The sequence below is a fragment of the Sporosarcina sp. FSL W7-1349 genome (genome assembly GCF_038003045.1).
Lineage (GTDB): Bacteria > Bacillota > Bacilli > Bacillales_A > Planococcaceae > Sporosarcina.
This window is the reverse complement of the sequence record NZ_JBBOOK010000001.1, coordinates 1-22,486: the sequence shown is the minus strand read 5'-3', so window position 1 is coordinate 22,486 and position 22,486 is coordinate 1. Positions and strand designations below refer to the sequence as shown.

General features: G+C 45.7%; 25 protein-coding genes, 1 other RNA gene, 1 riboswitch and 1 other annotated feature. Of the genes, 12 read left to right on the top strand and 14 right to left on the bottom strand.

Features of this window, described 5'->3' with window-relative positions; all coding sequences use genetic code 11:
- The first annotated feature begins 67 nt into the window (after positions 1–67).
- Positions 68–1,267 (top strand): NAD(P)-dependent malic enzyme, encoded by a 1,200-nt coding sequence (locus MKY41_RS00130; protein WP_340743126.1) that lies wholly within the window; start codon positions 68–70, stop codon positions 1,265–1,267.
- 62 nt (positions 1,268–1,329) lie between these two features.
- Here the strand turns inward: MKY41_RS00130 and MKY41_RS00125 are convergent, their stop codons facing one another.
- Positions 1,330–2,031, bottom strand: coding sequence for a DUF421 domain-containing protein (locus MKY41_RS00125; protein ID WP_340743125.1), 702 nt, complete (start codon positions 2,029–2,031; stop codon positions 1,330–1,332).
- A 79-nt stretch (positions 2,032–2,110) separates the two neighbouring features.
- Positions 2,111–2,818, bottom strand: coding sequence for a hypothetical protein (locus MKY41_RS00120; protein ID WP_340743124.1), 708 nt, complete (start codon positions 2,816–2,818; stop codon positions 2,111–2,113).
- Between the two features lie 115 nt (positions 2,819–2,933).
- On the opposite strand from MKY41_RS00120, the gene MKY41_RS00115 reads away from it, so the two are divergent.
- Positions 2,934–4,085, top strand: a complete 1,152-nt coding sequence (locus MKY41_RS00115; protein ID WP_340743123.1) for an acyl-CoA dehydrogenase family protein — start codon at positions 2,934–2,936, stop codon at positions 4,083–4,085.
- Between the two features lie 41 nt (positions 4,086–4,126).
- Here MKY41_RS00115 and metA read toward each other — a convergent pair whose 3' ends face one another.
- Positions 4,127–5,035: a homoserine O-acetyltransferase MetA gene (metA, locus tag MKY41_RS00110; RefSeq protein WP_340743122.1), complete on the bottom strand. Its 909-nt coding sequence runs from the start codon at positions 5,033–5,035 to the stop codon at positions 4,127–4,129.
- A 269-nt stretch (positions 5,036–5,304) separates the two neighbouring features.
- Positions 5,305–5,411, bottom strand: a riboswitch (SAM riboswitch).
- Positions 5,412–5,616: 205 nt separating this feature from the next.
- Here metA and MKY41_RS00105 point away from each other — a divergent pair.
- The 3 genes from MKY41_RS00105 (at position 5,617) to MKY41_RS00095 (ending at position 6,874) form a co-directional block, all read left to right on the top strand.
- Positions 5,617–5,886, top strand: coding sequence for an AbrB/MazE/SpoVT family DNA-binding domain-containing protein (locus MKY41_RS00105; RefSeq protein ID WP_340743121.1), 270 nt, complete (start codon positions 5,617–5,619; stop codon positions 5,884–5,886).
- 52 nt (positions 5,887–5,938) lie between these two features.
- Positions 5,939–6,133, top strand: a non-coding RNA gene (gene ssrS / locus MKY41_RS00100) — 6S RNA.
- A 123-nt stretch (positions 6,134–6,256) separates the two neighbouring features.
- Positions 6,257–6,874 (top strand): DUF1273 domain-containing protein, encoded by a 618-nt coding sequence (locus tag MKY41_RS00095; protein ID WP_340743120.1) that lies wholly within the window; start codon positions 6,257–6,259, stop codon positions 6,872–6,874.
- A gap of 14 nt (positions 6,875–6,888) precedes the next feature.
- Here MKY41_RS00095 and MKY41_RS00090 read toward each other — a convergent pair whose 3' ends face one another.
- The 5 genes from MKY41_RS00090 to MKY41_RS00070 form a co-directional block, all read right to left on the bottom strand.
- The gene (locus MKY41_RS00090) at positions 6,889–7,035 is read right to left on the bottom strand and encodes a hypothetical protein (protein WP_340743119.1); all 147 of its coding nucleotides are present in this window, start codon (positions 7,033–7,035) and stop codon (positions 6,889–6,891) included.
- A 136-nt stretch (positions 7,036–7,171) separates the two neighbouring features.
- Positions 7,172–7,891 (bottom strand): gamma-glutamyl-gamma-aminobutyrate hydrolase family protein, encoded by a 720-nt coding sequence (locus tag MKY41_RS00085; protein WP_340743118.1) that lies wholly within the window; start codon positions 7,889–7,891, stop codon positions 7,172–7,174.
- Positions 7,892–7,909: 18 nt separating this feature from the next.
- Entirely contained in the window at positions 7,910–8,227 is a 318-nt protein-coding gene (locus MKY41_RS00080; protein ID WP_340743117.1) for a thioredoxin family protein, read from the bottom strand.
- Positions 8,228–8,295: 68 nt separating this feature from the next.
- Positions 8,296–9,090: a GNAT family N-acetyltransferase gene (locus tag MKY41_RS00075; RefSeq protein ID WP_340743116.1), complete on the bottom strand. Its 795-nt coding sequence runs from the start codon at positions 9,088–9,090 to the stop codon at positions 8,296–8,298.
- A 97-nt stretch (positions 9,091–9,187) separates the two neighbouring features.
- Complete coding sequence (locus MKY41_RS00070; protein ID WP_340745588.1) at positions 9,188–9,697, bottom strand: DUF3231 family protein; 510 nt, start codon at positions 9,695–9,697, stop codon at positions 9,188–9,190.
- A gap of 150 nt (positions 9,698–9,847) precedes the next feature.
- Here MKY41_RS00070 and MKY41_RS00065 point away from each other — a divergent pair, with 150 nt between their 5' ends.
- Positions 9,848–10,828 (top strand): M23 family metallopeptidase, encoded by a 981-nt coding sequence (locus tag MKY41_RS00065; protein ID WP_445683289.1) that lies wholly within the window; start codon positions 9,848–9,850, stop codon positions 10,826–10,828.
- Between the two features lie 89 nt (positions 10,829–10,917).
- Positions 10,918–11,150 (top strand) — a binding site (T-box leader).
- Between the two features lie 135 nt (positions 11,151–11,285).
- On the top strand, positions 11,286–12,872 hold the full coding sequence (gene serA / locus MKY41_RS00060; RefSeq protein ID WP_340743115.1) for a phosphoglycerate dehydrogenase: 1,587 nt from the start codon (positions 11,286–11,288) through the stop codon (positions 12,870–12,872).
- A 46-nt stretch (positions 12,873–12,918) separates the two neighbouring features.
- Here the strand turns inward: serA and MKY41_RS00055 are convergent, their stop codons facing one another.
- The gene (locus tag MKY41_RS00055; RefSeq protein ID WP_340743114.1) at positions 12,919–13,725 is read right to left on the bottom strand and encodes an HAD family hydrolase; all 807 of its coding nucleotides are present in this window, start codon (positions 13,723–13,725) and stop codon (positions 12,919–12,921) included.
- Positions 13,726–13,867: 142 nt separating this feature from the next.
- On the opposite strand from MKY41_RS00055, the gene thpR reads away from it, so the two are divergent.
- Positions 13,868–14,437, top strand: a complete 570-nt coding sequence (gene thpR, locus MKY41_RS00050) for an RNA 2',3'-cyclic phosphodiesterase (protein WP_340743113.1) — start codon at positions 13,868–13,870, stop codon at positions 14,435–14,437.
- A gap of 85 nt (positions 14,438–14,522) precedes the next feature.
- Here the strand turns inward: thpR and corA are convergent, their stop codons facing one another.
- A complete protein-coding gene (gene corA, locus MKY41_RS00045) occupies positions 14,523–15,476 on the bottom strand; it encodes a magnesium/cobalt transporter CorA (protein WP_340743112.1) in 954 nt (317 codons plus the stop codon).
- A gap of 124 nt (positions 15,477–15,600) precedes the next feature.
- Between corA and MKY41_RS00040 the strand changes: the two genes are divergently transcribed.
- Positions 15,601–16,332: a DUF421 domain-containing protein gene (locus MKY41_RS00040; RefSeq protein ID WP_340743111.1), complete on the top strand. Its 732-nt coding sequence runs from the start codon at positions 15,601–15,603 to the stop codon at positions 16,330–16,332.
- Here the strand turns inward: MKY41_RS00040 and MKY41_RS00035 are convergent.
- Positions 16,329–17,825 carry a LysM peptidoglycan-binding domain-containing protein gene (locus MKY41_RS00035; RefSeq protein ID WP_340743110.1) on the bottom strand — a complete coding sequence of 499 codons (1,497 nt, stop codon included), beginning with the start codon at positions 17,823–17,825 and terminating at the stop codon, positions 16,329–16,331. The genes MKY41_RS00040 and MKY41_RS00035 overlap by 4 nt on opposite strands.
- Before the next feature lie 183 nt (positions 17,826–18,008).
- Between MKY41_RS00035 and MKY41_RS00030 the strand changes: the two genes are divergently transcribed.
- Positions 18,009–18,188 carry an H-type small acid-soluble spore protein gene (locus tag MKY41_RS00030; RefSeq protein ID WP_340743109.1) on the top strand — a complete coding sequence of 60 codons (180 nt, stop codon included), beginning with the start codon at positions 18,009–18,011 and terminating at the stop codon, positions 18,186–18,188.
- 34 nt (positions 18,189–18,222) lie between these two features.
- Here MKY41_RS00030 and MKY41_RS00025 read toward each other — a convergent pair whose 3' ends face one another.
- Together MKY41_RS00025 and MKY41_RS00020 are read right to left on the bottom strand one after the other, a co-directional pair.
- Entirely contained in the window at positions 18,223–18,612 is a 390-nt protein-coding gene (locus tag MKY41_RS00025) for a YmaF family protein (protein WP_340743108.1), read from the bottom strand.
- Between the two features lie 112 nt (positions 18,613–18,724).
- Positions 18,725–20,479, bottom strand: a complete 1,755-nt coding sequence (locus MKY41_RS00020) for a methyl-accepting chemotaxis protein (protein WP_340743107.1) — start codon at positions 20,477–20,479, stop codon at positions 18,725–18,727.
- Positions 20,480–20,915: 436 nt separating this feature from the next.
- Here MKY41_RS00020 and MKY41_RS00015 point away from each other — a divergent pair, with 436 nt between their 5' ends.
- Together MKY41_RS00015 and MKY41_RS00010 are read left to right on the top strand one after the other, a co-directional pair.
- A complete protein-coding gene (locus tag MKY41_RS00015) occupies positions 20,916–21,098 on the top strand; it encodes a hypothetical protein (protein ID WP_340743106.1) in 183 nt (60 codons plus the stop codon).
- Positions 21,099–21,193: 95 nt separating this feature from the next.
- Positions 21,194–21,610 carry a hypothetical protein gene (locus tag MKY41_RS00010; RefSeq protein WP_340743105.1) on the top strand — a complete coding sequence of 139 codons (417 nt, stop codon included), beginning with the start codon at positions 21,194–21,196 and terminating at the stop codon, positions 21,608–21,610.
- A 178-nt stretch (positions 21,611–21,788) separates the two neighbouring features.
- Here MKY41_RS00010 and MKY41_RS00005 read toward each other — a convergent pair whose 3' ends face one another.
- Positions 21,789–22,253: an aminoacyl-tRNA deacylase gene (locus MKY41_RS00005; protein WP_340743104.1), complete on the bottom strand. Its 465-nt coding sequence runs from the start codon at positions 22,251–22,253 to the stop codon at positions 21,789–21,791.
- Positions 22,254–22,486: the final 233 nt, after the last annotated feature.

The window sequence follows — 22,486 nt, the reverse complement described above, 5'->3', positions numbered from 1 at the left end:
ATTTTGTTTGGATTCATGTTAATAATTTATATTCATAAATAAAAATCTACAGAATGGGGTATGTTACATGACAGGACGATATGAGTCTTCGTTGGAAATGCATCAAATTCATAAGGGAAAAATGGAAACCGTGTCAAAGGTACCACTTGAAAACAAAACGGATCTAAGTTTGGCGTATTCTCCTGGTGTTGCAGAACCCTGTGTAGAAATCGCAAACGACCCCTCTCTTGTATACGAATATACAATCAAAGGGAATTTGGTGGCCGTTGTAACGGATGGAACTGCTGTATTGGGCCTGGGGGATATCGGACCGGAAGCAGCATTGCCCGTCATGGAAGGAAAAGCACTTTTGCTGAAACGATATGCAAATATCGATGCGTTCCCAATTTGTCTGGACACGAAAGATGTCGATGAAATCGTACGCACTGTGAAGTTGATGAGCCCGACATTCGGCGCCGTCAATCTGGAGGATATTTCGGCACCACGCTGCTTTGAAGTGGAGAGACGGCTCCGGGAAGAATTGGACATCCCAGTTTTCCATGATGACCAACATGGAACGGCGATTGTCGTAGGCGCTGGATTATTAAATGCGTTGAAAGTGGTCAAGAAAGAAATCGGTTCCGTACGGATTGTCGTAAACGGAGCAGGTGCAGCAGGAGTTGCGATCATCAAGCTTCTTCTCAACCTTGGCTTCAAAGATATCATCATTTGTGATTCAAAAGGGATCATCTATAAAGGCCGGCCAAATGATATGAATCCGGTCAAACATGAAATTGCCGAAATTACCAATCCTCGCCAATTGACCGGCTCTTTGCGGGATGCAATGGAAGGTGCGGACGTCTTTATCGGTGTGTCCGTCGCCAATATTTTGACGAAAGATTTGATTGACAGCATGAATATAGATCCGATCGTATTCGCCCTTGCCAATCCGCTGCCGGAAATCGCACCGTCTTTGGCGCATGAATATGGCGTGCGGATCATTGCGACAGGACGCTCCGATTATCCGAACCAAGTCAACAATGTCCTCGCATTCCCTGGAATTTTCCGCGGTGCGCTCGACGTGCGCGCGACGGAAATCAACGAAAGCATGAAATTGGCGGCAACGCATGCCATTGCAGACATCATCGACGATTCCGACCTGAGGGACGATTATATCATCCCAGATCCGTTCGATGAGCGGGTTGTCGACAGAGTGGCAAAAGCGGTCGCACAAGCTGCTATGGATTCGGACGTTTCCATCAGCAAACGTTTGCTCTTGAAAAATTAATCCGAACTTCGAAGCAACAAAAAAGCCGTGAACATTGAAGTTTACGGCTTTTTCTTCTCTCATTACCCATCACCCATATCAACATGAAGTGATCCATCTGATTGGATCTCCGCATAAAAAACTTGGTCTATCTGACCGATCCCTTGCTTCTTTAACTGCTCGGTCAGCCATTCCTCGGTCAAATTCAGTTCTTTCAGGTTTTCGGGAATCAATTGATAATCGGAAATGATTTCTGTTGGAACATACTTCGGTTGTGGTGCGGGTGCCTTGACGTCTTTTTTAGTTGCAGGTTCCAGATCGCTTTTCTTCATGACACTTAACTGACCATTCGGCTCCAAGATTGCATATTGCACATCCTTTAACGAAAAGATGTTTTGTTCCCGTAACATCATGTTCAAATCGTTCAGATGAAGGCGCGTCTTCTCAAGGGACACCTTCAACAACTTTCCGTCCCGAATGATGATGGTCGGCTTATCATCGAAAAGGACCCTCGCTTTTTTCGATTTGAATGCAATATAATTAGTCAGTATTGTCAAGACCGCCCACCAAATCATTGCGACCATCCCATCTAAGAACGGCATCTTCGATTCTCCCGCGATATCCGCCGCAATCGACCCGATGGTGATTCCGGTTACGTAGTGGAAAAAGGTCAATTGGGAAATCTGCTTCTTCCCCATAAACCGGGCAAGGATCAGCAACACGATAAATGTCAATGTCGTTCGAATGATCATTTCCCAAAAATCCAGCTTCAACATATCCTCCATCTCTGCATGCACCTCCAGCTAGCTATCCGAAGTGTCTCACTAAACGGGGCGAGGTATACATGCTATAAGATGGCTCCCTTTACTCCTGATCGTCTTGGATATCGTTCTTTTTGTATAACGTCAAGGAACGTTCGCTGCCTTGAGCTAACTGTTTGGAGGACGGTGAGCCGGCTTCTATTTTTTCTGCAAGAAAGTGGGTTCTTTCGAAAAAGATGGATCGCAAATGATCCAATCTCCTCATGATTTTATCAATGAGGCCTTCTTGGTTGTCCAACCGTTGCATCACTTCTTGTTGTGCACTCTCATAATCCGCTTTCCACTCCACCATCCGATGCTGGGCTTCCGTTTGCTCCCCTAACCGGTTTACCAATTCCTTATTCAGTTGTTCCAGATGATCCAATCGTTCTTTCATTTCTTCTACTGCTTTCCAGATTGGGAACCATTGCTGCTCTATGGATTGCTGGAATTCTGCCTGCAAGCGAATATGTTCTAGCTTGATTTTATTGAAAAGCCCAAGCATCTCTTCCCTCATTGCCTCGTCTTGCTCCTCCTGATGCCGCTTGGCAAATGACTGTTCCTCTATCAGTTGATGCTGAATCGCTTGCATCCGTCTTTGCTGACGAAGCACATTTTCCAATGCGGAGCGCTGTTGCCTGAATATCGACTGCTGTTCTTCCTTCCAATCAGTGAGGAAATCCTTTTTGAACGAGTCCTGATTCAGCCCTTCCATGCTTCCGTTATTCCGATAGATGGCGGAATGATGATCGGTGTTCATATATAAGCCCATATGACCCTCCCTTTCTTACTTATCTTATGCCTTGTAAAGAATTTAGCTACTTGAAATCAAATCCTATAAGTTTAGTGGTATTATAAAAAGAGAAGGTCATGAGGAGTGTATAGAAATGGAAACATTCATCAAAACGGAGAAGCAGAAAAAGCTTTTACATAAGATCAATGAACTGAAACCTCGTTTTAAAGAAAGAGAACCACAATTGGATGCGCTCGGTTCTTTCCCCTATGAGGACTTCCAAGATTTGAAGAAAATCGATTATCATCGGCTAACTTTGCCAAAAGAGTACGGCGGCCAAGGATTGGGCTTGTATGAATATATTTTAGCCCAAGAAGCGATTTCAGAAGGCAGCGGATCGACTGGTCTGTCGATCGGTTGGCATAATGGGATCATTCTGCAATACGTCGAAAATCGGCATTGGGACGAGGAAGCCGCAGATTGGCTCTTGAAGGAGATTGGAAAAGGAGCGCTCATCAATACGGCAGCTTCCGAAAACAATGCTGGGAGCCCGTTGCGCGGCGCACTGCCGACCACGACTGTCAAAGCAGCTGGAGATGAATTGATTGTCCATGGGGAGAAGACTTACACTTCGGTCTCCCCCGTTCTCGATTACTTCCTTGTGACAGCGACCAACGAAAACGACGAGGTGGATCTGATCATCATTCCTCGCCATGCTCCTGGCGTGTCGATCAAAGAGACATGGGATATGCTGGCGATGCGCGGCACGGCTAGCCATAACCTGGTATTAGACAATGTGAAGGTGCCGGTGTCCAACATCCTTCAGCGTAACTCATTGAAGAAGCCGGAAAACAAAGGATGGCTACTCCATATTCCCTCATGTTATATCGGGATAGCAACAGCTGCCAGATCGCATGCGTTGGAATTTGCCACTTCCTATGTCCCGACGTCCTTAGGCAAGCCGATTGCCGAAGCACCGAACATCAAGCAGCTAATCGGCGAAATGGAGCTGGAACTGGCAACGGCACGCCATCTTCTTTACGGTACGATTGAGCGCTATGAACAGGCAAAGGACCGTTCCCATTTCGACGAGGCGCTCAGTGTTACGAAAGTGGCCGTCACCAACGCAGCGATCCAAGTCGTGGACAAGGCGATGCGCATTGTCGGATCCCGCGCATTATCCGAATCCAATCCGATGCACCGGTATTATTTGAACGTACGGGCAGGTCTTTATAATCCACCGATGGAAGACATGGAAAAGACGAAACTCGCTCAACAGGCGATTCAAAAGTTCTTAAGTAAATGAAAAAACGCCTCGCCAATCGACAGATCGGCGAGGGACAGCCCTTAATTCCATTCGTAAGGGGTTTGTTGGTAAACATAGTAGTTCAGCCAATTGGAAAACAAAAGATGTGTATGGGAGCGCCAGGAGTTGACCGGGCTTGCATTCACATCGTCGTTCGGGAAATAGTTTTCAGGCAGTGCAATATCGATGCCTTTTTGCAAATCACGCTCGTACTCTTCAGCCAACGTCGTGGCGTCGTATTCCAGGTGGCCGGTAATCATAATATGCTTTTCATCTTTGGAAATGATAATAAAGGCTCCTGCATCGTCCGATTTGGCCAATAGGATTAAACGTGGATCGTTTTCGATATCTTCCAGAGCCACTTCCGTATAACGGGAATGCGGTGCTTTGAATTCATCATTGAATCCGCGGGCCAGATTGATCGTAGGATCGGTCAACGTATGATCGTAGACCCCGGAGCACTTATGAGGAAGCTCATGCTTATTAATGCCGTAATGATGGTATAACGCGGCTTGGGCCCCCCAACAGATATGGAGCACGGAAGTGACATTGTCCTTCGACCAGTCCATGATCGTTTTCAATTCTTCCCAATAATTCACATCTTCGAATTCCAAATGTTCGATAGGGGCACCCGTGATGATCATTCCGTCAAAACGGCGGTTTTTTACTTCATCGAATGTTTGATAGAAGGCGTCTAAATGGAATTTGCTCGTATTCTTCGATTCATGTGTAGCCATCGTCATGAACGTAATATTCACCTGCAACGGCGTATTTCCCAACAGCCGTAGGAGCTGTAATTCGGTCTTCTCCTTTTCCGGCATCAAGTTCAAGATTATAATATTCAACGGACGAATATCTTGTGAAACGGCCCGGTCCTCGTCCATGACAAAGATTTTTTCTTCTTTCAGTAATTCGCCTGCCGGCAAGTGTTTCGGAATATTAATCGGCATAACCCATCTCTCCCTTTTCATAATATCTACTCAATTACGCCTCGGTGTAAATACGTCCAAATTTTGATTGGCCTTCATTTCTGCGTTCTTTACGGCAATTTAGAAACTGGACGTCGAGTCCTTTAGTTGCCAACCTTAACTCATTTCAAAATCTTTGACATACGCCGGAGGCCCTTAACTGAAATCAGCCAGCTGACATTAGTTAAAATCAAATACAGAAAACCCTCTTTTCTATATGATAAGAAAAGAGGGTTTTGTCATTCGCTCTGTTCTTATCTCTCAAGAATTCAATCTTGATGGAAGTAGCACCTTTCTCACGGAGTGGAGGTTGCTGAAGCGTCATCGGGCCAGGTCCCTCAGCTTCTCTTGATAAGAATATTTGATTGTATTGTTTAGGCTATCCTTAATTATACTATTAAAAACTGGAAAGTAAACGTCCTTTTCTCTGAGTTTAGAATCTTCTGCTTGATACCCGATAATTTCTGTTATAGGACTTTTTCTTATTTCTGGCGTTTTTTTTATTTTCCAGTACAATGAAGATAAGTTATATAAAAAATAGAAGTAAAGGAGAATTCAACTATATGCGAAGTTTAGGTATTGTGAGAAAGGTAGACCAGTTGGGCCGCATCGTCATTCCAAAAGAATTACGAAATACGTTGCAACTAGGTACAGGGACTCCGATGGAGATTTTTGTGGATGAGGATATGATCCTATTACGCAAATACACAATCAGTGAAGCCTGTGCTGTAACAGGTGAAGTGACTCCGGAAAACAAGATGTATTCCAACGGCATGTACTTGAGTCCGAAAGGCGCCCAGATTCTTCTGGACGAAATTGCACAGAATCAATAATCGTGGAATTATTTTCTATTGAAAACAATCCACTGCTCGTATATAATCAATATACAAGCTGCATTGTTCGTATACACATTAAGTTTTAACCTTTAAGCTGTAAAAGGGAGTTTTATATAAGAACTGGAATGGCAGGCCCGATTTCTTAGGCAATCGGGACAAACAGGAACGTTCTTGCGAACACCCACTTTGAGGAGTGGTGGTTTAAAACTTTCATGATTAACGATACGGCAAAGGCGGCTTTTCTAAAGCTTATTATATCAATGTTTATAAGCAAGCGCCGTCCAAATTGGGCGGTGTTTTTTTGTATTTACAAGAGGATTGGGGTTAAAACGGGGATAAAATTGTTTCCAAATATCACTACCTTTTGATGAAATATAAGAAAATAGGTAATAAGAGGAGGCTGCCATTGAAACGGCTAGTCATAACAGGCTATAAACAACATGAACTCGGTATTTTCGATGAAAAACACCCCGGCATCCGCTTTGTGAAGAAAGCGATTGAGAAACGGCTGACTTCTTTATTGGATGAGGGACTGGAATGGGTGCTCATCAGCGGACAATTGGGCGTCGAGACATGGGCGGCGGAGGTCGTTCTGGATTTGCAAGAGGAATACCCCGATTTGCATCTCGCCGTCATGCCGCCTTTTTTGGAGCAAGAGAAGAACTGGAACGAGACGAAACAGGAGAAATATCATTCCATCGTCGCCCAAGCCGATTTTTATAAACCACTCACCAATAAACCATATGAAGCGCCGTGGCAATTCATTGAGAAAGATAAGTTTTTCTTGAGGAATTCAGATGGGATGCTGCTTGTGTATGACGAGGAGAATGAGGGATCGCCAAAATTTGTCAAGCGGATGGCGGATCAGTTCGCGGAGAAAACCGGTTATGTAGTACTCTCGATTACGGCGGATGATTTGCAGGTCGTCGCGGAAGAGGAACAGTTGCAGGATATGTACCAAGCTTCCGATTTTGACATGTCGTGAAGCTTGGTTTTTGTTCATTTCTTTGGATTGATCTTATTCTTATTCTCTTTTTTGGCTGCATTGTTCTGCCCGATCACTTGGAGGTCGTCCACGCTTCGGTCATAGCCATATCCGTATTCTTCCCGGTCTTTTTGGTTCTTGTTGTTTTTATTCGCAGTCATTCGTATCACCTCCACTCTGTTAGACTGTTCTCTTCCGGTGCTTTTATGCGAAAAGATTGGATTGCTTGCACTGTTCGACAGTTTGATTGTAAATCAGATCTTTCATTCCATAATAAAAAGCCGAGCTTCGGATCGCTCAGCTTTTGTCTCGTCTTTTCGCGCACGCTTGAATGAAACTGTTGAAGATGCGCAAGGATGGGGCATCTCCCGCCACGGCAAGACGCTCCGGATGCCATTGGACCCCAAGGAGGAAGTTCCCTTCCCGGCCCTCGATCGCTTCCACAATCCCGTCGTTTGAGAACGCGGAAATGCGAAGCGACGCCGCCACTCTTTTTACAGACTGATGATGAAAGGAATTCACTTGGAGAAGAGGTTCCCCAACGATTTCTTCCAGAACACTCCCACTTTCCAGTTTCACTGTATGAGAAGGATGAGATCTCGGGGCTCTTTGGGCATGTTGCAAGACGGGACGATCCATCTGACCTTCCACATCCTGAAATAAATCCCCTCCAAACGCGACATTCAGCAATTGGATACCACGGCATATACCCAAAATTGGTTTATCCGCCGCTTTCATTTGCCCTACTAAGGCGATTTCCATCCGATCACGTGCCGGTGACACTTCCCCAAGCTTCGGATGCGGTTCCTCCCCGTAGCACTGGGGATCGATATCCTTCCCTCCTGTCAGCACCAAACCGTCCAGCAAGGAAGCCGCCTGCTCCGCCTCTTGTTCTACGTCGGCTGGGATGATGAACGGCAGCCCTCCCGCCAGCAAAATGGCAGCCATGTACTCGGGATCGATTTCATGTTTTCCATCGACGTTCATATTCGATGTCAATCCGATGACTGGTTTCATGCCACGCCTCCCTAAACCTTACTGGTCCAGTCCGTTGATGAAGTTCTCGATTTCCTCTTTCGACTTCCGGTCTTTGCTGACAAAACGTCCGGTTTCCTCGCCATTCTGATATGCGACGAAGCTTGGAATCCCGAAAATGTCCATTTCTTGGCATAAGTCAATGTAATCATCACGGTCCACATATATAAATGTATATTCCGGATAGTCCGCTTCGATTCCCGGTAAAATGGGCTCGATCACCCGGCAATCCGGACACCAGTCTGCGGAAAACATGAAAATCGTCCTTCCATCATTTTTCAAGGTATTGAATTGTTCGATTGATTCCAGTTTCTTCATTTCCCAATTCCTCCAATTTGTATTTACGCTTTGGCGTAATATCTAGTTTTTTCATTCTTAGACAGAATTCAATTAAAACTCCACATGCCCCATTTTCCGATATCGACAAAGCCGATCCGCTTGTAAATGGTTCCCGCATCCGGATTATCATAAAATAAACAAAGCATTTTGCTCTCGTCCAGCAATTCTTTGCACAGTACCGACATGCAGTAGGAGGCGAGCCCTCGCTTTTGATGTTCCGGGAGAGTCCCTACCCCGACTATCATGGCCGATTGGCTATTTTCGGCTGTACTGGAAGCCGAGCTGATGATTTGTCCGTCTTTCTCGATGTACCAGGTCCGTCCACTGCCGTTGTGCAGCGTTTCCCTATTCCGTTCGACGTCGAATGTGCTGGATGCAAATTCGGGAACCCCTCGCAATTGCTCCACAATCCGTTCCGCATCGTCCGGGACCGCTCGTTTCACTTCAATGTGAGACGGAACCTTTTGCAGCCGGTCTGCCTGCTCGCATTTTGCATAATGGAGAATCCGCGGATCGGCCGGTTGTTTATCCAAATATGGCTCGACTTGGCGGATGATCGATTCGATGCCGGAGAGAAATTTGAAATCATGGTCTTCGTTCATGATTTTTGCAAACCCTTCCGCATTGAACTCATCTGGCGCGTAGACAATATAATTATCAATGAATTTCAACAGGATAGCGCGCAACCGCCCACTTTTTGCGAATTCGCCCCATAACATCTGAATCGGGTTGTCGAATCCATACACCTCGATATCCCCGATGATGAATAAATTTTCCGCCGGTCGTTCCGATACGAATTGCAATGCGTTTCTCCGATCGGCTTCCGTTAATTTTCGGATCATGGACCATCCCCCTTTCCTCGATTTTACAGCAAAAAAATGCGAAAAGAAACTTGCCTGGTTTTCAGGCATTTCCTTTTCGCATTTTTTCGGTATTTATTCAGGAGGCTGGTGAATCCTTATGGAGAGGGGGTGGGATGATCCAGCCTTTTTCCTTGTTCATGCGCAGCAACTTGCCGCCGAACATCGCTTTTGCTGCTTGGAATTTACCGAACATCATGGCGATATCCTCTCGTAGACACTGGCCCATCACTTGGCTGATGGAAACCATTGCTTGTCCAACGTTTATCGAAACGGCAGCGCTGATTTCCGGATCCATGAACCGGGCACCTGGAGGAATTTCCTCCGCATCGGCTTTTGGCCTTTCCGGCAGGGACGGTGGCGGAGTGATCCCATTCTCTTTCAAAACCTTTTCGAGTTCCTTATTTTCCGACCGCATCTCTTTGACCGCTTCATCCAACAATTCAATCAGGTCACGATCTCCTGCATGGTTCATGAATGCTTCATACGCGCTAATCAGCCCGTTATTCGCACCTACGTATGCCCAAATCCCGATCACTTCTCCGTAATGCAACGGTTGCTCTTTCGGATTCCCACTTAAAATACCCAATTTCAGCCATCCTCTTTTCATTATTTTTTCCCCTGCTATTCCGGGTCACTCCTATTATGTGAAGTTGGCGTTTTCCTATACAGATTTTCACAATCATAATTACCGGCGTTCGGGAAATGCTATAGGACGTAGAAAAAGGAGGCTTTTCAAGTGCGTCATTGGATTTTATTCCCCCTGTATCTTCTCATGCTTCTGTCCGTTTTCATCACGGTCGTTTCCGCAAATGAAGAGCCGACGAGGGAAGAGATTTTACAGAACCGGATGCAGTTGTATTTGCATTTTGAAGATGAATCCATTCCTTGGTACCACTTGGCAGCAATCGATCAATTCGAGCGGAATATCCAGCAAGTCCGAAAAGACATCCCGAAAAAAGATGGGGCGATTTCTATCACCTATTCCAGTGAATTTTGGGTAGGCGCCTTGAATCCCTACCCGGAAGACACTTCCCCTCAATCGATTGCTTTTTTTGCAGGCAATGGTGCGGATGGCAACGAGGATGGCATTGCGGATCCAACTGGCGATGAAGATGCTCTGTTCACAATGGGCTCGTTCCTCAGCAAGTATGGTCCTGCGGAAGAGGATTTTGAATCAGCTTTATTGGATTATTACGAGCGAGAAGAAACTGTCAATCAAGTGCTGACCATCGCCAAGCTTTTCAAGCATTTTGAAACGATTGATCTCGATGAGCATGCCTTCCCCCTGCCGAAACAGCATAATTACAGCTATCGCGGGACTTGGGGTGCGAAACGCGGCTGGGGCGGCCGGCGAATACACGAAGGTACCGACCTGTTTGCCAGTTATGGCGTTCCCGTACGGGCCACTTCTTTCGGCGTAATTGAGGCAATGGGATGGAACGAATACGGCGGCTGGCGGATCGGCATCCGGGACCATCATAATACGTATCATTATTTTGCCCATCTCGCCTATTTCAATGAAGGACTGAAGGAAGGAGACATCGTAGAACCTGGAACGGTCATTGGGTATGTCGGGAATTCAGGATATGGAAAGAAAGGGACGTCCGGAAAATTCCCGCCTCATCTGCATTATGGAATGTACAAATACAATGGACGGACGGAATGGGCATTCGATCCGTACCCTTCTTTACGGGTTTGGGAAAGATCCGAAAAGTAAAATGAATGCAGCTCTTCGAACAAAATATGTCGTTTGCTATTGACATTTATTCCTGATTTGTTATTATTAATTCTAAATTTAATATTGCTTCAAACATTTTGACGGAGAAACTTTATGGGTTGAAATCTTTAGAGAGCTAATGGCTGGTGGGAATTAGCGGTTTCTACATGAAGTAGCACTCCCGAATTGATAGGCTGAACGTTTATGATCAGTAGGCCTATACGGCTCATGCACGTTACGCATGCCATAAGGCTGTCTTGTTGTTTTGCATGGCAGCGAATAAGGGTGGTACCGCGTAAATAACAAGCTTTTCGCCCCTTACATTTGTAGGGGGCGGAAGGCTTTTTTATTTTCATTTGAAGCGAAAGGGGAAATTGCGTTGAAATTTCTTTAGTTTCGAGTTACCGGTTGATTGCATGTACATAGCGAAGACAGAATAATGAAGGAGAGAATAAGAATGACTTACAATATATTGATCAGTGATCCATTAAGCGAAGACGGTATTTATCCATTACGACAAGCGGAAGGGTTTAACATTGTCATCGATACGACGAATACACCGGAGGAACTTGCTGAAAAGATCAAAGACTTCGACGCTTTATTGGTGAGAAGCCAGACGCAAGTGACAAAAGAAATCATCGAAAAAGCAGAACGGTTGAAAATCATCGGTCGTGCGGGTGTCGGCGTCGACAATATCGACTTGGATGCAGCGACGGAACACGGAATCATCGTCGTTAATGCGCCAGACGGAAACACGAACTCTGCCGCAGAACATACGGTAGCGATGCTGATGGCATTAGCCCGGAAAATTCCACAAGCGTTCAATTCATTGAAAAACCAAAAATGGGACCGGAAATCTTTCATCGGTGTCGAGTTGAAAAACAAAACATTGGGCATCGTCGGCCTAGGCCGGATCGGTGCGGAAGTGGCCGAGCGTGCGAAAGGCCAACGGATGAACGTCATTGCCTACGATCCATTCTTGACTGAAGAGAAAGCGAAAAAGATGGGAGTCGAGTTCGGTACGGTGGAAGATGTGTTGAAAGCATCAGATTTCATCACCATTCATACGCCTTTATTGAAAGAAACTCGCCATATGATCAATAAGGAAGCGTTCGAGCTGATGAAAGACGGCGTTCGGATCATCAACTGTGCCCGCGGTGGAATCATTGACGAGGATGCTCTGTATGATGCCATCGTCTCTGGAAAAGTAGCGGGAGCGGCGCTCGACGTGTTCGAAGAGGAACCGTTTGTCGATCATAAGCTGTTGACTCTTCCGGAAGTCATCGCAACACCGCATTTGGGTGCGAGCACGATAGAAGCGCAAGAAAGCGTCGCAATCGACGTCAGTATCGATGTGGTCAACTTCTTCACAGGAGGCGCTGTCCGCAACCCAGTCAATCTGCCGTCTGTTTCTAAAGAAGTGCTTGCGAAAATCGAACCATTCTTCGACTTGGCAGAGAACTTGGGGATCTTCCTATCCCGCATCCATAACTCTGTAATCGAAGAGATCAATATTCACTATTCCGGAGAGCTTGCCAATTATGACGTCCGTCCTTTGACACGCAATACAGTAAAAGGTCTGTTGAAACGGAATCTTGGCAGCCATGTCAATGACGTCAACGCTAGACTATTGGCAGACCGTTTCGGCATTAAAGTAAATGAAATCAAAACAACGACGACAAAAGGCTTCTTGAACCTGGTCACTGTTGAAATCGTTACGCAACGCGGCACACGCAGCGTTGCAGGTACATTGCTCAACGGCTTAGGACCGCGCATCGTCAAAATCGATGACTATGTCGTGGACTTCACGCCAGCAGGTCACTTGCTCTTCATCAAACACCATGACCAGCCAGGAGCAATCGGCCGTGTCGGAACGATGCTTGCCCAGGAAAACATCAACATCGCGACAATGCAGGTGGGTAGATCATCTGCCGGCGGAGACGCCATCATGATGTTGACTGTCGACCACCACGTCGAACCGTCTGAACTGAAACGCCTGAAAGAGCTTGAAGACATCCATGATGTAAAAGCTGTCGATCTGTAAGAAGATAATGAAAAACGCTGATTCCAAGGAGTCAGCGTTTTTCTTATTATTGAGCGGGTTCTTTCTCCGCCAGTTCTTCCAAAATGCTGAAAAGCTTATCGAGATGGTCGATTTCATAAGTCGGGATCACTTCTGCGCTTGGCGCTTTATCCTCACGATTAATCCATACATTGCGCATGCCGACACGGGATGAACCAAGGATATCAGTCATGAGATTGTCTCCGATCATCAACGCCTCATCGGCCGAGCCTTCCACCTTCTCCAAGACATGCTCAAAAATCGACGCGTCCGGCTTCCCTTTTCCAAACGCCCCCGAGATGACGATGTGGTCGAAATAAGGCGCGATTTCCGGCGTGATTTCCAGTTTTACTTGTTGCAAGCTTGGGGAGCCGTTCGTCAAGAGGACCAAAGTGTAATTTCCTTTCAAACGATCCAGCACTTGGAACGTTTCCTCGTAAACAAACGGATGCTTTCTCCTCTCTGCTGGGAATCGCTCTGCCAATTCTTGGCCAAGTTGCGGGTTATCAATTCCGAGTTTCTTTAGACCGCCTGTCCAAGCGTCACGGCGATAGCCGGGAACGATTCCTTTCATTTTCTGGAAGTTGTCACCTTCATCGTCAAACGTTCCCCATAACCCTTCAAACGGGTTGATCCCAATGTTTTGGGTATGAGCATACGTTTCATAAGATGCGTATAATTGCCGTGCCTCTTCCCTAACGGCTTCTTCAAGTGCTGCAGGATCGACATCCACCGCTTCGGCAGCATGTTCACATGTTTTGCGGAATGCCATCGCAACGCTATGTTGATCCCAAAGCAATGTATCATCCAAGTCAAAAATGATCGTTTTTATCATAATTCCTCATCTCCTCCTTGCTCCATTATACATAATTATCTGGCGTTGTCGGGCGAGGTTTGTCATTTTCCATGCAATTCGTCGTGACTACCGCTTCGCGTTCGGGGTACACTGTGAAAAGTACGATAGATTGGAGGAGACGATGTTGGAGCATTACTTTATAGGAATCAAAACCCCGGCTTCGATTGTTGGCCAGGTAGAAAAATACTTGTCGAAATACCAGTTGCCTAGCCAATATAAAGTCATTCCGCACCCGGAGGATCTGCATATCACTTTGCTATTTCTCGGGGATGTTGATAGCCAACGACTGCCAGCCATTCGGCAACAACTCAGTGACATTGCCAAAAACAGTTCCGCTTTCCAACTGACGGTTGACGGCCTCTCCTTTTTCGGTTCCCCGAAAGGGCCACGGGTCGTTTATTTGTCCGTCAGCCACCCTCCCGAACTGGATGCCTTGCAACAGTCCATCAATACGAAAATCACTGCTCTGCTCGGAAAGCCGCTCGATAACCGGTTCACTCCGCATATCACCATAGCGAAGAAAAGGAAGGAGGGCCAACCTCCACTCTCTTTGGCAAAAGAAAGCTTCGACCCGGCTCCCTTCCCTGTCACCGAGTTCACTTTATTCACCATCCACCCGCAAAACTCCCCAAAATACGAAGCCGTGGAAGTATTTCGGGTGCCTGGTGCAGAAACAAACGTGAATGTTTAAATATTCACGTTTGTTTTAATAAACACGATTGTTTGCGTGCCTGGCACCAAATCCGAGCCCGCCGAATCCGGGTCCGAGCCCTTGTCTAAATCCGGAGCCATCCTTTGTATTTGAACCATAGCAACATGGATACCCCAATCAGGAGCATAACGAAGAGGACAATGAAATAGCCATAATGCCAGTGAAGTTCTGGCATGTGATCGAAGTTCATGCCATAGACACCCGCGATGAAAGTTAGCGGGATGAAAATGGAGGAAATGATGGTCAGCGTCATCATAATGCTATTCATACGATTGGAATTGATGGATAGTTGGCTATCCCGGATGTCCGCCGTCAGTTCCCGATTCGATTCGATAATTTCCCCGAGCCTGAGGAGATGGTCGTAAATGTCCTGAAAGTACCTCTGTTCATGAAGAGTTAGGCCTAGCCGATCCGAATTCAAGACCCGATACAGCAACTCCCGCATCGGGTAGATCGTCCGGCGCAGCCGGAGCAGATCACTTCGGACTTCAAATACATAATCCATCGACAATTCAACGGTCGAAGGCGATAGTTGCTCCTCGACATCGTTCAAATGGTCCTCGATTTGATAGAGAATCGGGAAATAAAAGTCGACGACCTTGTCCATGATCAAATAAGCAAGGAAGACACTTCCCCGATCCCATCGTTTCGTCTGTTGGACGATTTTATCCCGGACTTCCGGCAGTTCCTGAAGTTTATTGTAATGAAAGGTGACTACAAAGTCTTCCCCTAGGAAAAGGTTCAATTCTTCCGCTTCCAAGTCATCTTGGCAAAGGGAATGCAGGACAAAGAAAGCATACCCATCGTAATAATCCATCTTCGGCCGCTGCAGGCGCTGCAAGCAGTCCTCAATGGCCAACGGATGGAATTGGAAAAATGAGTGCAACAAGGACTCCTCTTCCAAGGAAGGGCGGTCCAAGTCGACCCAATACCATTGCAAGGAGAGAGTGCTCAGTTCCTCGAGCGTGAAGTCGAATAGCCATTCTTCGTTTGTCGTAAGTCCCATTGTCCGGATCATCATTCTCCCTACTTTCCATTCAGCAACCCGACCGTGCCTGTTTCAAAAATCGTACCTTGAAAGGATAAAGTTGTCCATCGAATCGCCCTTCACATAATTCCTGCGGTCTTGGAAATACTGATCGATGAATACGGAGAACGAGGATGAGGAGACGATGGATTTTTTTCACGCCCAAGAGACATTGACCAGCTTGCAATGGATATTGCGTGCAGTGATCGCTTTTTTCTTTTTATTGATTGTAACCAAATTGATGGGAGAACGGTCCATTTCCCAGTTGCGGCTTGTCGACTTTACAATCGCCTTGATATTGGGGAATGTTCTGGCCCACCCACTTTCCGATGAGGGCTTGGGAATGAAAGGATCTTTGATCACTACAACTGTCTTGATGGTTTTATATATTTTATTTGTGCAACTAACATTAAAGTGGAAAGCCTTTCGGAAATGGTCTGAACCAACCCCCTATCCACTCGTCCAATACGGGGAAATTCGATATGCCAATTTACGGAAGTCCCGGATTACGATTGATCACTTATTGTCTGAGGCACGGAAAGAGAAAATCCAGGAAATCGATGACATCGCTTTGGCGCTTTGGGAACCGGATGGCACGATTTCTTTCTTCCTCTCTCCCCAACGACAGCCGCTGACGCCAGAAGATGTACAGCTGGTGAAAAAGCCGTTTTCCCACCATATTGTTGTCATTCGGGAAGGTAAGGTCGATTTGAAAGGGTTGCGGCAGGCAGGGAAGGATACGGAATGGCTGATGGATAAATTCTCACTCCATCATGTAACCGCATCGGAGATCCTACTTGCCACAATCGATCAAGAAGAGAACCTGAAAATCTATTTATACCGCTAGGTGAGGAAGTGCAGGGTTTCGGCAAATTCATCGATATGCTCCCGATCCGCCCAGAGAATGAAAAATGGATAGGACTGGCCGCCGATTTCCACGGGACGCGGATAACGGATGATGAGGGCGGCTTGATGTTCCATTATCTCAGGCTGGTCTTGGGACGGGATGACAAAACAAGCCGGTTCCCCCTGAATTTGAGTTTGCTTTATTTGCGGCGTTGTCCCATATGGCAGCAGGCCATGAAACGCTTCATTGTGGCAGACTTCCTCGATGGATGTGCCCGCAACGGCCGAAACCTGAAAAAAGCCGTTTGGTCCTTGGTACTTCTCTTTTCGCACTTCATTCCAATCGGCTGGATAGTCGAATCGAACTTTATACATTTCGTTTGAATACGTTTTCTTCGACGCTGTATTTGAGACTGTCGGCGACCAAGCCAGTGACTGGACGTCCCCTGTCAGCAAGCGTCTCGGGACAGGATGATCCAATGGGAAAGACCATATTTCTGAGGCAAATTCCACCGCCGTGCAGCCGGAGAGATAGGCGATTTCCCTTCCGTCCGGTGACCAAGTGACCGGCGTCGAAAAGCAATTCGATGTGGCCCATACTCGTTCTCCTTCTCCCCGGCGACCGGCTGTCCGGATTTGAGAAAAGTACTGATTGTCGCTGAATACAGTCGCGCTAAAGGCGATTCTCTTTGAGTCAGTAGACCAGGTCGGATAGTAATTTTTGGCGAGCGGCCCTCCTTTCACTTCATACACTTGCCGAGTTGCGATATCGACAGTATGGATGATCGAGATGCTGGCGCCCGGCGTCGTATACAAGGCAAACGCACCATCCGGGGATAAGCGCACGTTCTGTAAAAGCCCTTCCGAATTTTGCGTCAGCTGCTGTTTGCCTCTGCCATTTGTCCGGACGCGGAAAAGCTGGCTGCTCCCATTTGGATCTAGTGCCTGGAACAACAATTCGCTGCCACTCGGAAACCAATTGACATCGGTTGCACCCGGCTGGCGGATTTGGTTCGCTTCGTGTGCAATCACGTCATATAGGATGATAGTGCCGCGTTTCGCATAGGCGAGACGGCGGCTGTCCGGGGACCAGTCCAGAAAGTCGTTTCCTTCTGCCTCCAACCGGTCAATGGCCGCGATCGAACGGGTGTCGAGATAGATGACATAGATGATCCGGCCCTTTCCAACAAAAGCGATCTTGTTGCCATCCAAAGACCAGGTCGGATGCGAGAACGAATCGCCCAGTCCGGTCGTCAGCCGCTCCTGTTCCCTGCTTGACAGATGAAAAAGCCATATATCATAAGCATCGTTGCGCTTGGATGTATAAGCAATCGTCCCGTTCCCGTCCAGCGGAATAAGCAGCTGCTGGCCGATAAATATCGTATAAGGGGGTGACAAGCGATTGGCGGCAATAAGAGAGGCAGCGGAAATTCCCCATCTTGCGGCAATGCGGTTCACCGTATCGCCCGGACGGACGCGATAGAGCCGTTGCATTTCAACACTCCTTTCTTTTTCCATTCCGTTGGGTCGAATAAAATACAAGCACCGGGTCATAGTAGGTATGAGCGGTTCGGCAGGATTCGAGAAGGTCAAGCGAATACACAGAACTTTTACAGATCCGCTATAAATGTCTTTCATATGAGTTTTACAGTGAACATTATCTTGGAGGGATTGCAATTGGAAGTGAAACGTGCGAAACAGATTATCGCATCTCCCGGCGATATCGAGGTTAGCTATAATGGTGTTTCGGTATGGATCGACAAAATCCATGAGGACGGGAGAACGGCAACCGTGCATCTGCGAAGGTCGTTGGAGGAACGTTCGGAAGTGGCGATTGCCGAGCTTATTGAAGGTTAATTGGAAGCCCCGTGCAAACGGGGCTTTTCAATTATCAGCTTTGAGAGGGTTCGGTAAACCCTCTAATAATATGCACATGCCCGTCATCTTCGGTCGTTCGGATTTCCACGTAATGGGTATGATAGCCCCCGGGCAACGGAATCGGGATACTCGTATACGTCTCGTATTGGTGGATATGTCCATCGTCGAATGTCGTGTTGCCAGCCATCCAATGGACATGGCCTTGTTCCGTCTCAATCGGTGTGCTTGTGACGCCGGGGTGCAAATGGACATGGCCGTCTTGGCAAGTGGTTGCCCCGCCATGGCCATGCGTATGGCCTTCCCCTTCCCTTTGCTGCTCGACCATCGGATTCCATTGCTGATAGTCCATCCCATCCGGATACGACATCCCATAATACGGATCATATAGAAATTCAGATTGCACCCTGTCCCACTCCTTCTTCATTTCATCCTATCTAACGTATGTCTGCTTCCCCGCAATCGTTCCCTTCCAATAGAAAAAGGCTGATTGCTGCGCGCAATCAACCCAAGTCCGCTCAAATATCCTGTTGCTCCTCCACAGGTTCCTTTTCCTTCCCGAAGCTTTCTTCTTCATTAGTCTTTGAAACGACGAATCCTTCCATATCTCGTTGCAGTTTTTCCGCCAGTTCCGCCAATATTTGCGCGCTGGAAGAAATCTCTTCATTTGCCGCCAATTGTTGCTCAGTCGCGGCGCTGGTCGATTGCGCTTCTTCGGATGCCTGTATCGCCAGTACTTGTGTTTGGGACGCGCCGCTCGACACTTCGTCCGTCATCGCTCGAATTTGTTCAATGGCCGCTGCCACAGTTGCCACTTTCTCATTGACATCCACTTCCGCCTGTTTAATCTGTTCAAACACTTCCGCGGTCCGTTCTGTGATAACCAATCCTTCCTCGACGCGTTGGTTGCCTTCTTGCGTGCTTGTTACGGCACGGTTGACGTTTTGAATCATCGTATCGACCATCTGGCCGATCTCCGCTGCCGATTGTTTCGATTGTTCTGCGAGGTGCCGGACTTCCTCCGCGACGACTGCAAATCCTTTTCCATGTTCACCGGCCCGAGCCGCCTCAATTGCGGCATTCAACGCCAATAAGTTGGTCTGTTCAGCTATCGCCGTAATCAGCCCTGTCACATTGCGGATGGTTTCCGATTGGCTTGCCATCTCGTTCATCATTTCTGTCGACTCACCGATAGTCGTATTGATGACATTCATCTGATTGTTGACATCTTCCATGAACGTGGAACCTTCCATCACCAATTGCGCCACTCTTTCCGAAGAACGGAGCATCAACTCATTATCTTCGGTAATCCGGTCGATCCCAGCGATCATCTCTTCCATGGCAGCTGAAGCCTCATTAATGAGTTTCACTTGCTCGTCACTGCTAATTAAATTGCGTTCCGAAATTTCCGCCACTAGTTCGGAGGCGGCTAGGCTCTCCTCCGAACTGGCGGACAATTCCTCCGCGTGGACAGCTAATTGGACGGATGTGTCCCGTGCCCGTGAAATAATACCGCGCAGGTCATCCGTCATTTCATTGAATGCAGTCGCCATTTCTCCGATTTCGTCCTTGTTCCGAATGCGGATCGGTTCGATTGCCAAATTCCCTTTAGCGATTTCAGCAAGCGCGTTTGTCATCTTTCCAACCGGATGTGCAATGCTACGGGCGATGATGAAGGCGACCGCAATGCTTAACAGGATAGATAAAACAATAACCGTAAAAATCAGAATTTTAATATTCTGTAATTGTTGATTAATGTTATCTTCAGCGATTTCTTTCTGTTCCAGTTGATGCTCTATGAGTATAGTAATGTTGGCATCCAACACATTTTGGTAGGAGGTCGCTTGAGTCGCAATGGATCGTGCCCCCGCGTCATTGCCTCCATCCAACTCCTGTATCATGGTATTGATACTATTATTATACTGCTCACTTGCTTTTTTCACATTTGCAAGTGCCTCTCTAGCACTTTCTGTCCGGATGCTTTCATCTAATTCATTCCACGATTGAATGAATTCCTCTCTCATTGGGTCCAGATCCCGGAGATAGAGCTGATCCTTGTAAAGTAGATAGCCGCGAACATTGCTCACGATTTTCCCTTGTATGGATGATAGGTTTTCCAACAATAACACTTTCTGAATGCGGTCATCGATTAAAAAGCGGTACTCTTTATTCATCGAAGACATCGACGCATAACTTGTCACTCCGACAAGGATAAGCAGCAAAAGGACCGAGAGAAACCCGGCCCATAACTTCCGTCCGACTGTAAATCTCAATATTGTCACCCCTAGATTATATGTACAGCAATATTATAGACTAATCGCATTATGGCGTATAGCTAATTTGACACTGAAATTGCTTTTATATGTAAAATCATCGAACTATATACTCTTGACGAATCAAGCAGTATAGTCAACATATAAACAGATTAAGGAATAGATTATTCAAAGAGAAATCGAAATTAGTTTAGAGTTATGATATTTTATTCGATAATCATAGTGGAGAAGAGGTAGTTCACGTTATACTTGAAGATTTTCGAGAGCTGAAATAATTTGTAATTTATTCAATTAAATGGCATGGTAGCCGAACTGTCATGGCCAAGTCATTTAGAAGTCTTTTTCACTAAGAAACAGGTTAGTTGAAAAAAGAATGTAGCTAGATACTCATGAGGTGGTAGTAAATGTAAATAAAGTGTAAAGGGTGTGTTGGTTTATGTCTGAAAAAGAAAGAGAAAGATTAAAAGCAAAAGAACAACGAAAGAATCCAGGTGGCACTTTAAATAATACGTGGGCACAAGCAACCACTGGTGCACCAAGTGGTAGTTGCTTAATAAATATTGTCTCAGTGATTATGATTATAGTATTTCTATTTTTAATTAGGGCTTGTTCGAATTAACTCTTATTCAACTATCGCAGCAGGTTAGTTTAAGAAGTAAATGATTTGAAACATATAAATTATCTTCACGTCTAACATTTTAAGGAGGCGATTAATTGAAGAAATTAGCTTTCACTTTTATATCATTGTTCTTCTTATTAACGGCTTGCCAAGCAAGTGATTCCAATGCAATTACACTAGAAGAAGTGCTATCTTCATTCGAAGAACAGCAATTGTCACTAAACAAAAGCAAAATTAGTAAGGACAGCAATTTTTTTGGAATGAAACTTAACGGGGTTAGACCTTTTTCTTATGAATTAGATGGAAAGATGCTATTAGTTTATATCTATAATATAAAAGACGAACGAGAAAAGGGTTGGGAAGATTGGCGTGAAAAAACAGCAAGTGTCAATACGGTTTCATTTAATGTGTATGAAACTAATAATGTGTTGTTGTTTTATGTGTATGAAAAAGATCTAAATATTGAAACAGACAGTAAATTACAAGATTTAGTAAATCAATTAAATCGTTAATTGACTTTCTCCAACGGGACTTTACATGAAGATTGGAGCTGCTTAGATGGCTCTTTTTCTTGTTCAACGGAGCAGGTTAGTTGAAGAATAAAATGGGATTTTTTATGTCGCATTTGACACATATTGTGCAGTTTAAAATGCAAAAACAACCGTCATTTTATACGGTTGTCAAGAGCTGCTATTTACTCACTTTAATAATAGTACCTTGATTGATCTTTAATAAGTCTTGAACATTTATTTTAACTAATGAGTTTTCGGAACCACCACCAGTATATATGTAATCCATATTTGTCACTTTCGGATCAACTAAAAATTTTGCTTGAAAACCAAAAGAAGGAACTCCACCTGGTGGGAAACCTGTACGTTCAATAATTTCATTTTCATTAGCAAGTCTAGGCTTTTCTATATTTAAAGATTTTGCAACACGAGTTGTACTAGCTCTATTGTTTCCTTTTACAATAGCCACTATTAATTCATTATTTGAGTCAATCATGCAAATATTTTTTACAAAATCGTCTTCCGAGCCATTAACTGCTTCCGCGGCTTCTTTTACGGAGTGGCAAGATTGACTAAATACGAAGTGTTCAGCTTTTACATTATTATAGCTTAAAAATTCCTTTACTTTATTTTCATGCGAATTCATAAAGGTCGCCTCCTAATATGTTTATGTGTGAAAATATTAGCACAACAAAGTAAATCTTAAAACATTACTGATCAATCATAATGTGTAATAAATCAGAATGTATTTATTAAACTAACAGGTGTTTTAGTTCAAGAAGGATAGCAAAATGTTCCACCAAAAAAACGCTCGAAATTTGAACTGCACCCCAATTGTTGGACACAATCTAACAATTGGAGGTGCAGTTTTTCTATGGT